This window comes from Bradyrhizobium sp. 186, from assembly GCF_023101685.1.
Lineage (GTDB): Bacteria > Pseudomonadota > Alphaproteobacteria > Rhizobiales > Xanthobacteraceae > Bradyrhizobium.
Genome location: NZ_CP082164.1, coordinates 4370700 through 4384228, shown reverse-complemented (window position 1 = coordinate 4384228; position 13529 = coordinate 4370700). Strand labels below are relative to the sequence as shown.

Below are 13529 nucleotides of genomic sequence, written 5' to 3'. Positions count from 1 at the left end.
TGGGCTGCGCGGCGAGGCAGTGGCACCATCGTCGCGGCAACAAAGCGATGGAGGCCCCTATGGCGAAGCAGAACGACCTGAGCAGATGCCTTGTCACATTTGAACAAGACGCGACAGTGATCGCCGTAATCGAGATCGGCCAGTCGAGTTGGCTGGTCGCCGGTATTGTGCCCGGTCTCGAACGCAATCCTTTGAAGAAGCTCAGCCCAGACCAGGATGCGCTTCTGCAGCTTCTGCATCGTTGGCAGAAGGAAGCGGTGCAGGCTGGACGCACGATCAAACGGATCGTCGTCGCCTATGAGGCCGGCCGCGACGGCTTCTGGTTAGCACGCTGGCTGCGAGCGCGAGAGATCGAGGCCTACGTAATCCACCCGTCGAGCGTCCCGGTGTCGCGCGAGCACCGGCGGGCGAAGACAGATCGGCTTGACACTGAGCTGCTCAAACGCGCCTTTCTTGGCTGGCTGCGCGGCGAACCCAAGCATTGCAGCATGGCGGCGATCCCAACCCTCGTGGACGAGGATGCAAAACGGCCGGGCCGCGAGCGCCAGAGCTTGGTCGGGGAACGCACACGCATTATCAATCGCCTGAAGGCCAACCTCGCCCGCCTCGGCATTCGCAGCTTCCGGCCAAACCTGGCTCAGGCATCGAATCGGCTGGAGGCCTTGCGCACGCCGGAGGGCTCGGCCGTTCCAGCGAACACACAGGCCGAAATGCAGCGCGACATGAACCACCTGCGCTTCATCAAGCAGCAGATCAAGGAGATCGAGACGAGCCGTGCCAAACGCCTGGCGGCAGCGCCCAACGAGCAACGCCATGCCATGGTACGCCTGCTCGCGCGGGTCGTCGGCGTCGGCATTGATACCGCGGACATGCTCGTGCAGGAGGTGTTCTCGCGCAACATGCGGGACCGTAAAGCCCTCGCGCGCTATGCCGGCCTGACCGGCGCCCCCGACGAGAGCGGCAAAAAACGACGCGAGCGAGGGCTTGCCAAAGCGGGCAATGCCCGCGTGCGCCGCGGGATGATCGAGCTCGCCTGGGGTCATCTGGTACACCAGAAGGACAGCGCACTGACCGCGTGGTATCGGAAGCGAACTTCCGACGCCCGCGGCGGCACGCGCAAGACGATGATCGTGGCGCTCGCGCGCAAGCTTCTCATTGCGCTGTGGCGGCTCGTGACAACCGGCGAAACGCCGGCAGGTCTGCTGCTGCGACCGGCCGCATAAGTACGACTGAGTTGCTGCAGCCCAGCGCCTTATCGATGCCGTGCTGCAGCTGATGAACCGAGGTGGCGGCAACCCGATGTTGGACTATGGTCCTTGCACCGCGGTTTAGAATGGGCCCGCCTTCTCGGAGCTTCGCCGCCGATGCGCATGACTGCATCGTGGTTGCGATCCTCACGGGTCGGCCGAATACAAGTTCGTGGCGCGCAATCTGCGCGCACGATGGCGAGCTCCCCCTCGGTATCGTCTCAGTAGCTAACGGGGCCGGAATACGCCCCGATCGCGCAAGTCTGCCGCTGTGCTCGCGGCCGTCAAGGGCAAGTCGCTCCGCGATGGCCTTCGGCCACCCTTGACCGCCGCTGCGCGCAGCAGCCTAGCGAAAAGCAGGTCGGGACGAGGAGATGTCGCAGCCCGGCCGAACAAGGAGATGGCCCATAACGAATAGACTTGACACAAATCGCCCCATACAAGTCCGTTGGCCCATAGCGGACCTCTGAAAGCGACAGGCAACGTTGGCTGCTGCCCCTAACCTGACTTAGTACGGTGCTCCTGAAAAGCGGATCTGAGTTCAGCGAGTTCGTCGCTTGTTGCTCCTAGCTCCGCGTCGGCGCGATTTGCTCGCAAGTCCATGTACGCGATTGGCCGATCGAACTGGCTGGCAGTGAAGTCATACCTTCGGCCTCCGATCCGATTGTAAAAATGGTCGCCGGCCGGCAGAGGCGTCTTCAGTAAGTCGCCGCCAAAGAGTTCGTGAATCAGCAGCGAAGTGACGTTGCATTGCCCTGCCGCTGGATTGTTCGGGGCCCATTTGCTGGCAGTCGACAACGACCATGCCTTGCGCAGCGCGCTTTGAACTTCGTCAGGATCGAAGCTCATCGTCACCTCCAAGGATCGACGCCGGGGGCACGTTTCGGATTATACGATGATCGATTTTTGGCACTGTTTTGCCCGACGAGTCAAACGGCTTCGCAGATCGTAGGACGGACAGGGCAAAACGAAACCGATCGGTCGGCCGGTCCCGACGACGGCAGTCGTGCCCTGGTCACCTGCTCTGGCCTTCGAATCGCCGCGCCGGCCCCGGCCGCGCGATGCTCGCCTCGTCCCGCTGATTTACCCCGACGTCTCAAACTGTTGGCGGCATCCACAGCGCATCGTGCACGAACCCCCGTCTACTTTGCATGGGGTTGTTTTCCATATTTTTGTTGGGCCCCCTTCAAAGCGGCAAAGCCCCGGAGCCTTCGCTCCGGGGCCAGCATTCGACACGCGATCAGCTCTGCGAGTTGCGCGCCATGAAGTTGTCGTATCCGACCTCGGCGACCTGGAACCACTGATAGCCGTTGTTTGAGAACGTCGTCAGCGATTCGTAAACCTTCTTGAAGTCCGCGTTGGTGGCCGAGACTTCGGTGTGCAGCTCCTTTGCCGCCTTGAAACAGGCTTGCATGACCTCCGGAGAGAACGGATGCAGCTTGGCGCCGGCCGCAAGCAGGCGCCGCAACGCCTGTGGATTGGCCTGGTCATACTTCGCCATCATCCAGTTGTTGGCGTAGTGCCCCGCCTGCTCGAGGATGCTCTGATAGTACTTCGGCAGCGCATTCCACTTGTCCTGGTTGACGAAGGCGAGAAGCATGGGCCCGCCTTCCCACCAGCCCGGGAAGTAATAATGCGGCGCGACTTTGACGAAGCCGAGCTTCTCGTCGTCATACGGACCGACCCATTCGGCGGCGTCGATGGTGCCCTTCTCCAGCGCCGGATAGATGTCCCCTCCGGCGATCTGCTGCGGCACCGCGCCGAGTTTGGCCATCACCTTTCCGGCGAAGCCGCCGATGCGGAATTTCAACCCGCTGAAGTCCTGAGGCGTCTTGACCTCCTTGCGGAACCAGCCGCCCATCTGACAGCCGGTGTTGCCGGCAAGCAGCGAGACGACGTTGTACTTCTTGTAGAACTCGTTGAGGACGTCCCTGCCGCCGCCCAGCATGTACCAGGCCTGGTTGATGCGCATGTTTGGTCCGAACGGCACGGCCGAGCCAAAGGTGAACGTCGGATCCTTGCCGAAATAATAGTAAGATGCGGTATGGCCGATTTCGCAGGTGCCGTTCTGCACGGCATCGAGCACCTGAAGGCCGGGCACGATTTCGCCGCCGGCAAATGTCTGGATCTGGAATTTGTTGTCGGTCGCTTCCGCCACCATCTTGGCCATCATCTCGGCGCCGCCATAGAGCGTGTCGAGCGATTTCGGCCAGCTCGTCGGCATGCGCCATTTGATCTCCGGCGACGACTGCGCGATCGCCGGAGCCGCGAGTGTCGCTACACCCGCTGCACCGAGTCCTGTGACTTTGATGAAGTCTCTTCTCTTCATGATTTCCTACCCTGATGGATTGTGATTGTGAGCCTTCTTGCTGAGACTTCGGGCCAGCATGGAACATCGCGCTGCCGATTTCCATCCCGATCGCATTGCGGCAACGAAAAAGCCCGACCTCCTGGAGAGGCCGGGCTTTCCGGTTCTACGACTTTAGGACTAAAGCGATCAGCCGCGGGTGCGCGAGCGGATCATGAAGCTGTCGTAGGTATATTCGGCAACCTGCCACCACAGATATTGGTCGGAGCGGTAGGCCTGCATGGCGTCGATCGACTTCTTGAAGTCGGGATTCTTGGCTGAGATCTCGCCCCACAATTCGTTGGTCGCCTTGAGGCAGGCTTCCAGCACTTCATTTGTGAACGGACGAAGCTGGGTGCCGCCGGCCACCAGACGCTTCAGGGCGCCCGGATTCAGCATGTCGTAGCGCGCAGCCATCCAAGTATTGGTGTTGATGGTCGCGTTGGTGAGGATCGCCTGATAGCTCTTCGGCAGCTCGTTCCACTTGTCGATGTTTGCGAAGGCGTGAACGGTCGGACCGCCTTCCCAGAAGCCCGGGTAATAGTAGTACTTAGCGACCTTGGCGAAGCCGAGCTTCTCGTCATCGTAGGGGCCGACCCATTCGGCGGCGTCGATGGTGCCCTTCTCCAGCGACGGATAGATGTCGCCGCCGGCGAGTTGTTGCGGCACCACGCCGACCTTCTGGAGCACCTGGCCAGCGATGCCGCCGATTCGCATCTTGAGGCCGGAGAGATCTGCGACCGTCTTGATCTCCTTGCGGAACCAGCCGCCCATCTGCGTGCCGGTGTTGCCGCAGGGGAAGCCAACCACGTTCGACTTCTTGAAGAACTCGTTGGCAAGCTCGTTTCCGCCGCCCTGGTACAGCCAGGAATTCTGCTGGCGGGCGTTGAGGCCGAAGGGCACCGACGCGAAGATCGCAAAGGTCGGGTCCTTGCCAACGTAATAGTACGACACCGTATGGCACATCTCGACGGTGCCCTTCTGTGTCGCATCCAGCGCCTGCAGCCCAGGAACGATTTCACCCGCCTGGAACACCTGGATCTGGAACTTGTTGTCGGTCATCTCGGCGACGTACTTCGCCATCTGCTCGGCGCCGCCATAAATCGTATCGAGCGACTTCGGGAAGCTCGAAGTCAGACGCCACTTCACTTCGGGCGAGGACTGCGCGATCGCCGGCGAGGCCACCGCGGTCGCCGCCGCGCCGACTGCCGACACTTTCAAGAAATCACGACGCTTCATCTTCAGGTCTCTCCTTGCTGGGGCGTTTCCCCTAGACTTCCTCTTTGCCGCCGCTCATACCGGCGACGCGTTTTAAGCCGCGTCGAACCGAAGGGGCTTGACTGCCGTGGGCCTTTAACACGGAAGCCCCGCTTTCGGAACGCGACATTGGCATGACGGGGCTCGACAAAAGTCGCATGTCCCCCGGAAGGCCGGCTCAGGCCGCGGCGATCACGCCCTTGAGCTGGTCCCGGACCTGACCGGCGATCACGCGGTAGATCGCCGCATGGGGCCCGTCCGGCTCGCTGTCGACCACGGGGTTACCGGCATCCGAGCTGGCGCGAATCGCCATGTGCAGGGGGATCTCGCCCAGGAACGGTACTCCGAGCTTCTCGGCCTCGTGCCGCGCCCCACCATGACCGAAAATGTCCGACTTCGTGCCGCAATGCGGGCACTGGAAGTAGCTCATGTTCTCGACGATGCCGAGCACGGGCACGTTGACCTTCCTGAACATCGCAAGCCCCCGCCGCGCGTCGATCAGAGACAGGTCCTGCGGGGTCGAGATGATGACAGCGCCCTTCAGCGGCACGTTCTGCGCCAGCGTGAGCTGGGCATCGCCGGTGCCGGGCGGCATGTCGACGACGAGCACGTCGAGTTCGCCCCATTCGACATCGCGCAGCATCTGCGTCACCGCCGACATCACCATCGGTCCGCGCCAGATCATCGCGGTTTCTTCCTCGACGAGGAAGCCGATCGACATGATCGCGAGGCCGAAACGCCTGAGCGGAATCATCTTGCGCTCGCTGTTCAGCTCCGGCTTCTCATGCAGGCCGGTCAGCCGCGGCACCGAGGGGCCGTAGATGTCGGCGTCGAGCAGCCCGACCTTCAGCCCAAGGTCGCGCAAGCCCAGCGCCAGATTGAGCGCGGTGGTCGATTTGCCGACGCCGCCCTTGCCCGAGGCAACTGCGATCACGGCGGCGACGCCCGGAATCTCGGACTGCCGCGCCATCGGCGAGGTGCCGCCCTGCGGCGGCTTATGGGCATGGACCGGCTGCACGCCCGGCGAGCCGCGGCTGGGCGTTGGCGGCGGTGGTGGTGCGGCGCCGGCCTTACGCTCAGCGGTGAGCGCCACCATCGCGGTGGTAACACCGGGAATGGCGCGCACGGCGGCCTCCGCTTCGGCCCGGACGGTTTCCCAGGCCCGCGCCTCGGCGGCATCGACATTGATCGAGAAGAACACCTTGCCATCGGACGCGCTGATCGCGCTCAGCACATCGGCATTGGTGAGCGCGACCCCGCGCGGCGACTTGATCCGGCTAAGGCTGTCGAGAACCTGTTGCTGTGTCACGCTCAAAGCGCATCTCCTGAATTCAAGATGTGCCCCATTAGAGCGGAAACGCCAAAAAGGCTACTGCCTGCCGATATCGTCAGCCATCTCGGCGGGCGCAGCACCCTGCTCCTTGGCCGCCTCGTAATTGAGCTCGATCATCACCCCGTTGGGGTCGTGGACGAAGATCTGCCAGAGGTCGCCGCCGGGCACCTGACGGGAGTCGAATTGCATCCCCTTGGAGGCGAGCCGCTGCTTCATGCCGTCAAAGCCGCGGCTGACGAAGGCGACGTGGTGGACAACGCCGGAATCCGGCTTTTGTGGCTCCGAGGTCGGGGAAATATCGACGAGGTGCACCACCGGCTTGCCCTCGCTGTACATCCAGGCGCCCGGGAAGGCGAAATTCGGCCGGGCGCCTTTTTCCAGGCCCAGCACGTCCTCGTAGAAGCGGACCGTCTCGGCCAGATTCCGGGTCCGGATGTTGAAATGATCGAGGACGCCGACGCTCACGCCCAAACCCACGCCCATGCTTTCGCTCCCTTTTTTTGAAGTCCTTGTCCTGCGATCCTAGCACAGGAGGCGGCCAAACGAAGCCGTTGCCCTCCCCGCCTAAGGGTTTATGGTGCGCCCCGATCCGCCTCCACGGCGGAACCTGACGACGCGCGGCTGGCGCCCCTCGCCCGGCAAGAACCCGTAAAACCCAAACTACGGACAAGGTACCACACATGGCTAAAGTCGCTTTCCTCGGTCTCGGCGTGATGGGCTTCCCCATGGCCGGACACCTCGTGAAAAAAGGGGGCCATGAGGTCACCGTCTACAACCGCACCGCGGCCAAGGCGAAGGAATGGGCGGACAAGTTCGGCGGCAAGACCGCGGCGACCCCGAAGGCCGCCGCCGAAGGCCAGGATTTCGTGATGTGCTGCGTCGGCAACGACAACGATCTGCGCGCGGTTACGATCGGCTCGGACGGCGCGTTTGCCGGCATGAAGAAGGGTGCGACCTTCGTCGACCACACCACCGCCTCCGCCGAGGTCGCGCGTGAGCTCGATGCGGCCGCGACCAAGACCGGCTTCAAATTCATCGACGCGCCGGTTTCCGGCGGCCAGGCCGGCGCCGAGAACGGCGCGCTGACGGTGATGTGCGGCGGTGCGGCGGATGCCTATGCCGGCGCCGAGCCGGTCATCGCGGCCTATGCGCGGATGTGCAAGCTGCTGGGACCAGCCGGCTCGGGCCAGCTCACCAAGATGGTCAACCAGATCTGCATCGCAGGCCTCGTCCAGGGTCTCTCCGAGGGCATCCATTTCGCCAAGAAATCCGGCCTCGACGTCGCCGCCGTGATCGACACCATCTCCAAGGGCGCGGCGCAGTCCTGGCAGATGGAGAACCGCTACAAGACCATGAACGACGATAAATACGATTTCGGCTTCGCGGTCGAATGGATGCGCAAGGATCTCTCGATCTGCATCGCGGAGGCCCGCCGCAATGGCGCCAACCTGCCGGTGACCGCGCTTGTCGACCAGTTCTACGCCGAGGTCGAGAAGATGGGCGGCAAGCGCTGGGATACGTCGAGCCTGCTCGCGCGCCTTGCACGCTGACACTCGACTGTCCGGAGCCGCCTTGCTGATCGTGATCGCCGCAATCTTCGTCGCCGCCTATGCTGCGATCGCGCTCGAACATCCCCTCGGGGTCAACAAGAGCGCGACCGCGCTCGTTTGCGCGGGGCTGCTCTGGACGGTCTACGCACTCGCGACGGGCGACCACGCGCTGGTCGGCCGTCAACTCGACGAATCCGTCGCCTCGACGGCGCAGATCGTCTTCTTCCTGATCGGAGCGATGACGATCGTCGAGGTGATCGACGCCCATGACGGCTTCGAGGTCATCACCTCGCGCATCAGCACAACGAGCCAGGTCCGGCTCATTTGGCTGGTCGGCTTCGTGGCATTCTTCCTGAGCGCGATCCTCGATAATCTGACGACCACCATCGTCATGGTCTCGCTGGTGCAGCGGCTGATCGCCCGGCGCGAGGACCGCCTGCTGTTCGCTTCCGTCATCGTGATCGCCGCCAATGCGGGCGGCGCATGGACCGTGATCGGCGACGTCACCACGACCATGCTGTGGATCGGCGGGCAGATCACGCCCTTGAAGATCATGGGCTCGGTGTTCCTGCCCTCACTGGTCAGTTTGCTGGTGCCACTTGGGTTCATCAGCATTTCGCTGAGGGGCAAGACTATCGCGCCGCCACCGAAGGGCAATGAGTCACTGAGCGTCGAGCGGTTTGAGCGCAACCTGATGTTCTATCTCGGGCTCGGCGTGCTGATCGCGGTACCTGCCTTCAAGACAGTCACGCACCTGCCGCCCTTCATGGGCGTCCTGCTCGGGCTTGGCATCGTGTGGCTGGTCGGCGAGATCGTTCATCGCCACAAGGACGAGCATGTTCGCCATCCGCTCTCGCTCGCCAATGCGCTGACGCGGATCGACATGGGCTCGATCGTGTTCTTCCTCGGCATTTTGCTCGCGGTCGCCTGCCTCGAACATGCAGGTCTGCTCGCGATGCTGGCCAAAGGGCTGGATGCTACGATCGGCCGCCAAGACGTCATCGTCGTCGTGCTCGGCCTCCTCAGCGCCGTCATCGACAACGTGCCGCTGGTGGCTGCGACCATGGGCATGTACGACCTCGCGCACTACCCGCCCGACAGCTTCCTCTGGGAGTTCATCGCCTATTGCGCCGGTACCGGCGGCTCGATCCTGATCATCGGCTCGGCCGCCGGCGTCGCCGCCATGGGGCTCGAGCGGATCGAGTTCCTCTGGTACGCCCGCCGCATCGCAGTTCCGGCGCTCGCGGGATATCTGGCCGGATCGGTCGTCTATGTCGCACAACATGCGGCGTTGCACTGACCGGCGTGCGCGCGTTCAAAATTAACGCCCGGTTAACGTAATTCTTTAGCTCCTTAAGTCAGCTCTTAAGGATTTCTTGCCAGAGATAGACAATGCAGAAGGCCCGTCTCGCGCGGGCAGGAATTGTTGTTGTTCGATGAGTAAACCCGCTGAAAAGCCCGAGGTTGTGCAGCTTCCGGCCGAGCCGGTGAGCGCGCCATCGGCGAGCAGTCGCCGGGCTGCGGCGCAGCGAGTGCGCGAGGCGCGCGACAAGTTAACGTCGACCAGCGGAACCCGGCCGGCCTTCGACGCCGAGTTGCTCCGTCAATATGCCCAGACAAGATTGTCGGCATCCTATGTCGTGATGCTGCTGGTGGTCGCGACCGGCGTGCTGTTCGGGCTGTGGATGCAGCCGATCCCGGCCGCGGCCTGGACCTGCGGCATGCTCTGCATCCATGTCGCGATGACCCGCAGCTGCAGGCGGTTCCTGACCGAGACGTCCTCGCCGACAGCGACGCGCGCATGGCGGACGCGCTTCGTCGTGCTCGACCTGCTCTATGGCCTGTGCTGGATGGCGATCCTGATCCATCCCGTGCTCGACATGGTCACGGAAACGCTGATGATGTTCCTGATGCTGCTGGTGATCGCAGTATCGAGCATGCTGGCGGCCAATTTGCCGATCGCAGCCCTTGCCGCCACCGCGCCGGTCGCGGTCGCGATGGCGCTGAGCTTTGCGATGAGCGGGTCGCTGGACAACTACATCCTGGCAGCGCTGGCGCTCGCGGCCGAAGGCTATTTCATCCTGCTGGCGCACCGGCTGCATTCCTCGACCTTTGCCACGCTGGAGGCGCGCGCCGAGAAGGACGCGCTGATCGGCGAGCTCGAGCAGGCCAAGGCGATCTCCGACGAGGCGCGTCACCGCGCCGAATCCGCCAATGTCGCCAAGTCGCGCTTCCTTGCGCAGATGAGCCACGAGCTGCGCACGCCGCTGAATGCCATCCTCGGCTTTTCCGAGGTGATGAAGAGCGAGATTTTTGGCGCGCATGCCGTGCCCGTCTACAAGGAGTATTCCGGGGACATCCATAACTCCGGCGTGCATCTGCTCAACCTCATCAACGAGATTCTCGACCTGTCGCGGATCGAGGCCGGCCGCTACGAACTCAACGAGGAAGCAGTGTCGCTGGTCGGCATCGTCGCCGACTGTCATCACCTGATGAAGCTGCGCGCCTCGAGCCGCGGCATCACCATCCACGAGGTGTTTGAGCAGGCCATGCCCCGCCTTTGGGCGGACGAGCGTGCGATCCGCCAGGTCGTGCTCAATCTGCTGTCCAACTCCATCAAGTTCACGCCGCAGGGCGGCGAGATCTGGCTCAAGGCCGGCTGGACCGCGTCGGGCGGACAATATCTCTCGGTAAGGGATACAGGCTCCGGCATTCCCGAAGAAGAGATCCCGGTCGTGCTCGCCTCGTTCGGCCAGGGCTCCAACTCGATCAAGTCGGCCGAACAGGGCGCGGGCCTCGGCCTGCCCATCGCAAAAAACCTGATCGACCTGCATGGCGGCACGTTCACGCTGAAATCGAAGCTGCGCATCGGCACCGAGGTGATCGTCACCTTCCCGCCGGAGCGCGTGATGAGCGCGCTGGCGCCGCTGTCGGAGGATGCCCCGCCGCTCCAACCGGAGCATTCCGCTGTGCCCGACGAGAAGCGCCGGCCGCGCCACAAGCCGATCATGAGCGCAGGCACGGGCTCTTAAACAGATGCTTGCAGAAATGCCCGACGATCCCTCACTATGCCCAAATGAGCAAAGAAACACCGTGCGTCGCCGTCTGCATGATCGATCCCCGGACCAAGCTGTGCTTCGGCTGCGGCCGCACCTTGCCGGAGATCGCGCGTTGGCATGCGATGGAAAGCACGGAACGGCTCGCCGTGATGGCACTGCTGCCGTCGCGAATGGCGAACGCCGGATTGCAGCCGATGGCTGGATCGCCGCGGCGCGCTTGACCGGCACGCGTGCCTTCGGAGGCGCGCGATGATCCGCTTCCTGCTCGTTCTGATGATGCTGGCCGGCACCGCGGGTGCCGTGGTCGCCTACGGCGATTCCGACCAGATCGCGCGCGCGAGTCACAAGGTCTCGCACATGTTCCGCGGGCAGGCTGCATCACCCGCCCCCGCCGTGCAGATTCAGCGCGGCCAGGGCGGCGAGTTCGCGCTGCGCGCCAAGATCAACGGCGTTGCCGCGCCGATGGTGATCGATACCGGCGCGACCTCGGTGGTGTTGACCTGGGAAACCGCGAAAGCGATCGGGTTGCCGCTCGATATGCTCGAATATGACGTCGACCTCGAGACCGCCGGCGGCCACACCAAGGCGGCCCGGCTCACGCTCGCCCGTCTCGCCGTCGGCCACCTCGTCGAGAAATCGGTGCCGGCACTGGTCGTGCAGCGCGGACAGATGAAGACCAACCTGCTTGGCATGAGCTTCCTCGATCGCCTGGAGAGTTGGGGCGTGCGCTCCGACACGCTGATGCTGACCGGCTATCCGGAGCTGCAAGACAGCCACCGCCGCCCGCGTATGGCGATCGATTAGCCGCCAACGCGCCTCGATAGCCGCGGCGCGGCCGCCGAAACGCCGATCGCACGCGCTGTCATCCATGCCTGACCACGACATCGAGCGGCGTACCCAGGAAAGCCCTCAGTTGTGGCATTTCCGGCATTTACAAACCGCCTAGTCGGTTTATAAAGCCATCCCGGATCGGGGTTGGACAAGCGCTGCTGCCTGACGGGCGCGGCCAAGTGGGAGATTGAGAATCATGACTGCCAGAGCCGTCTTACGTCGCATGATGCGCGCCTTGCCAGTTGCCGCGGCGTTCGCCGCGGGCAGCGCCAGCGCTGCGGACCTGTCGCCGCGCTATGCGGCGCCTGCCTATACGGCACCGCAGCCGGTCTATTCCTGGACCGGACTCTATGCCGGCTTCAACGCGGGCTACGGCGCGAGCTCCGACGACGCCTTCAACAATCTGGTCGGGACGAGCGGCGGCAAGATCAAGGGTGCCATCGGCGGCGTGCAGATCGGCTTCGCCGATGTTCGTGGTCGGCATCGAGAACGATTTCGAGGGCACCGACCTCAAGAACCGCGACGCCGTGAACAGCGCCGCCGTCAGCCTCCCCTGGTACATGACCGGCCGCGCCCGCGCCGGCATCGCGACGATGGATTCACGCCTGTTGTTTTTCGGGACCGCGGGCCTTGCCACCGGCGAATTGAAGGATGGCCCTATCAACAAGATGAAAATGGGCTGGACCGCCGGCGGCGGCGTTGAATGGGCGTTCCTGCCGAAATGGTCGGCCAAGGCCGAGTATCTCTACACCGAGTTCAAGCGCGACAACCTGCCGGACTGGAACGCCGCGAGATTCCACACCTTCCGTGTCGGCGTGAACTATCATTTCGACCTGTTCCGGTAAGGCCGGCCGACGAAGAGCCGGATTGGCGTTCCGGCTCTTCATAGCGGCTGCGGCTAGGCAGCCGCCTCTGCGGGCGCGCGCGTACCGACACGCGCGATCGCATCGCGCAGCACATCAAGGCCAGCGCCCGGTTTCACACCCTGCTCGGCGAGATGGCGGCGGAAGGCGCGCGCGCCGGGTACGGCGTGGAATGCGCCGACGAAATGGCGCGTGACGGCGTGCAGCCGCGTGCCGCGCGCGAGCTGCTCCTCGATATAGGGCATCATCGCCTCGAGCGCGTCCTGCATGGTCGCATGCGGCGCCGCTTCGCCGAAGACATCGGCATCGACGGAGAGCAGCCGCCACGGCTCATGATAGGCGGCGCGGCCGAGCATCACGCCGTCGACATGCGCGAGGTGCGCCTTCGCTTCGTCGATGCCGAGGATGCCGCCATTGATGATGACAGGCACGTCCGGCATCGCATGCTTGAGCCGATAGACGCGGTCGTAGTCGAGCGGCGGGATGTCGCGGTTCTCCTTCGGCGACAAACCGTTGAGCCAGGCTTTTCGGGCATGCACGATCAGCGCGTCGCAGCCCGCAGCGACCACCGCGCGCGCGAGCGTATCCAGCGCCGCTTCCGGGTCCTGGTCGTCGATGCCGATGCGGCACTTCACCGTGACGGGCACGGTGACCGCGGCCTTCATCGCACCGACGCACGCCGCCACGGTCTCCGGCTCCGCCATCAGGCAGGCACCGAAGCGGCCATCCTTCACGCGATCCGACGGGCAGCCGACATTGAGGTTGATCTCGCCATAACCGAAATCCTCACCGATCCGGGCGGCCAGCGCGAGATCGCGCGGATCCGAGCCACCAAGCTGGAGCGCCACGGGATGCTCGATCGCATCGAACCCGAGCAGCCGTTGCCGATCGCCATGAATGACGGCACCGGTGGTCAGCATCTCGGTATAGAGCAGCGCCAGACGGGTCAGGTGACGGTGGAACACCCGGCAATGCCGGTCGGTCCAATCCATCATGGGTGCAACGGAAAAGCGATAGTCTTGATATTTCAACAGTTTATCTT

12 protein-coding genes and 1 pseudogene are annotated in these 13529 nt (G+C 63.7%); 7 read left to right on the top strand and 6 right to left on the bottom strand.

The genetic code is table 11. The annotated features are described in order from the left end of the window. Nucleotides 1-59 precede the first annotated feature (59 nt). The gene (locus IVB18_RS20870) at nt 60-1223 is read left to right on the top strand and encodes an IS110 family transposase (protein ID WP_247983249.1); all 1164 of its coding nucleotides are present in this window, start codon (nt 60-62) and stop codon (nt 1221-1223) included. A gap of 522 nt (nt 1224-1745) precedes the next feature. On the opposite strand, the gene IVB18_RS20865 is transcribed toward IVB18_RS20870, so the two are convergent. From IVB18_RS20865 to IVB18_RS20845, 5 genes are all read right to left on the bottom strand, one after another. Beyond that, nucleotides 1746-2096 carry a hypothetical protein gene (locus IVB18_RS20865; protein ID WP_247990840.1) on the bottom strand — a complete coding sequence of 117 codons (351 nt, stop codon included), beginning with the start codon at nt 2094-2096 and terminating at the stop codon, nt 1746-1748. A 391-nt stretch (nt 2097-2487) separates the two neighbouring features. After that, nucleotides 2488-3576: a TRAP transporter substrate-binding protein gene (locus IVB18_RS20860; protein WP_247990839.1), complete on the bottom strand. Its 1089-nt coding sequence runs from the start codon at nt 3574-3576 to the stop codon at nt 2488-2490. 168 nt (nt 3577-3744) lie between these two features. Continuing rightward, the gene (locus tag IVB18_RS20855; RefSeq protein ID WP_247990838.1) at nt 3745-4833 is read right to left on the bottom strand and encodes a TRAP transporter substrate-binding protein; all 1089 of its coding nucleotides are present in this window, start codon (nt 4831-4833) and stop codon (nt 3745-3747) included. 196 nt (nt 4834-5029) lie between these two features. Beyond that, on the bottom strand, nt 5030-6166 hold the full coding sequence (locus tag IVB18_RS20850) for an Mrp/NBP35 family ATP-binding protein (RefSeq protein WP_247990837.1): 1137 nt from the start codon (nt 6164-6166) through the stop codon (nt 5030-5032). Nucleotides 6167-6220: 54 nt separating this feature from the next. Next, nucleotides 6221-6667, bottom strand: a complete 447-nt coding sequence (locus IVB18_RS20845; RefSeq protein WP_247990836.1) for a VOC family protein — start codon at nt 6665-6667, stop codon at nt 6221-6223. 197 nt (nt 6668-6864) lie between these two features. Here IVB18_RS20845 and IVB18_RS20840 point away from each other — a divergent pair, with 197 nt between their 5' ends. From IVB18_RS20840 to IVB18_RS20815, 6 genes and pseudogenes are all read left to right on the top strand, one after another. Next, nucleotides 6865-7734 (top strand): NAD(P)-dependent oxidoreductase, encoded by an 870-nt coding sequence (locus tag IVB18_RS20840; protein ID WP_247990835.1) that lies wholly within the window; start codon nt 6865-6867, stop codon nt 7732-7734. Between the two features lie 22 nt (nt 7735-7756). Beyond that, entirely contained in the window at nt 7757-9034 is a 1278-nt protein-coding gene (nhaD, locus tag IVB18_RS20835) for a sodium:proton antiporter NhaD (protein ID WP_247990834.1), read from the top strand. Nucleotides 9035-9170: 136 nt separating this feature from the next. Then, nucleotides 9171-10766, top strand: a complete 1596-nt coding sequence (locus IVB18_RS20830) for a HAMP domain-containing sensor histidine kinase (protein ID WP_247990833.1) — start codon at nt 9171-9173, stop codon at nt 10764-10766. A 44-nt stretch (nt 10767-10810) separates the two neighbouring features. Further along, on the top strand, nt 10811-11014 hold the full coding sequence (locus IVB18_RS20825) for a DUF1289 domain-containing protein (RefSeq protein WP_247990832.1): 204 nt from the start codon (nt 10811-10813) through the stop codon (nt 11012-11014). A gap of 28 nt (nt 11015-11042) precedes the next feature. Continuing rightward, nucleotides 11043-11597 carry a TIGR02281 family clan AA aspartic protease gene (locus IVB18_RS20820; protein WP_247990831.1) on the top strand — a complete coding sequence of 185 codons (555 nt, stop codon included), beginning with the start codon at nt 11043-11045 and terminating at the stop codon, nt 11595-11597. A gap of 223 nt (nt 11598-11820) precedes the next feature. Next, nucleotides 11821-12469 (top strand): annotated as a pseudogene (locus IVB18_RS20815) (outer membrane beta-barrel protein). A 53-nt stretch (nt 12470-12522) separates the two neighbouring features. Here the strand turns inward: IVB18_RS20815 and dusA are convergent. Next, nucleotides 12523-13518 carry a tRNA dihydrouridine(20/20a) synthase DusA gene (dusA, locus tag IVB18_RS20810; RefSeq protein ID WP_256476987.1) on the bottom strand — a complete coding sequence of 332 codons (996 nt, stop codon included), beginning with the start codon at nt 13516-13518 and terminating at the stop codon, nt 12523-12525. Nucleotides 13519-13529 lie beyond the last annotated feature (11 nt).

Coding starts and splice junctions, on each gene's coding strand:
- IVB18_RS20870 (WP_247983249.1), top strand. CDS start 60: ATGGCGAAGCAGAACGACCTGAGCAGATGCCTTGTCACATTTGAACAA.
- IVB18_RS20865 (WP_247990840.1), bottom strand. CDS start 2,096: ATGAGCTTCGATCCTGACGAAGTTCAAAGCGCGCTGCGCAAGGCATGG.
- IVB18_RS20860 (WP_247990839.1), bottom strand. CDS start 3,576: ATGAAGAGAAGAGACTTCATCAAAGTCACAGGACTCGGTGCAGCGGGT.
- IVB18_RS20855 (WP_247990838.1), bottom strand. CDS start 4,833: ATGAAGCGTCGTGATTTCTTGAAAGTGTCGGCAGTCGGCGCGGCGGCG.
- IVB18_RS20845 (WP_247990836.1), bottom strand. CDS start 6,667: ATGGGCGTGGGTTTGGGCGTGAGCGTCGGCGTCCTCGATCATTTCAAC.
- IVB18_RS20840 (WP_247990835.1), top strand. CDS start 6,865: ATGGCTAAAGTCGCTTTCCTCGGTCTCGGCGTGATGGGCTTCCCCATG.
- IVB18_RS20830 (WP_247990833.1), top strand. CDS start 9,171: ATGAGTAAACCCGCTGAAAAGCCCGAGGTTGTGCAGCTTCCGGCCGAG.
- IVB18_RS20825 (WP_247990832.1), top strand. CDS start 10,811: ATGAGCAAAGAAACACCGTGCGTCGCCGTCTGCATGATCGATCCCCGG.
- IVB18_RS20820 (WP_247990831.1), top strand. CDS start 11,043: ATGATCCGCTTCCTGCTCGTTCTGATGATGCTGGCCGGCACCGCGGGT.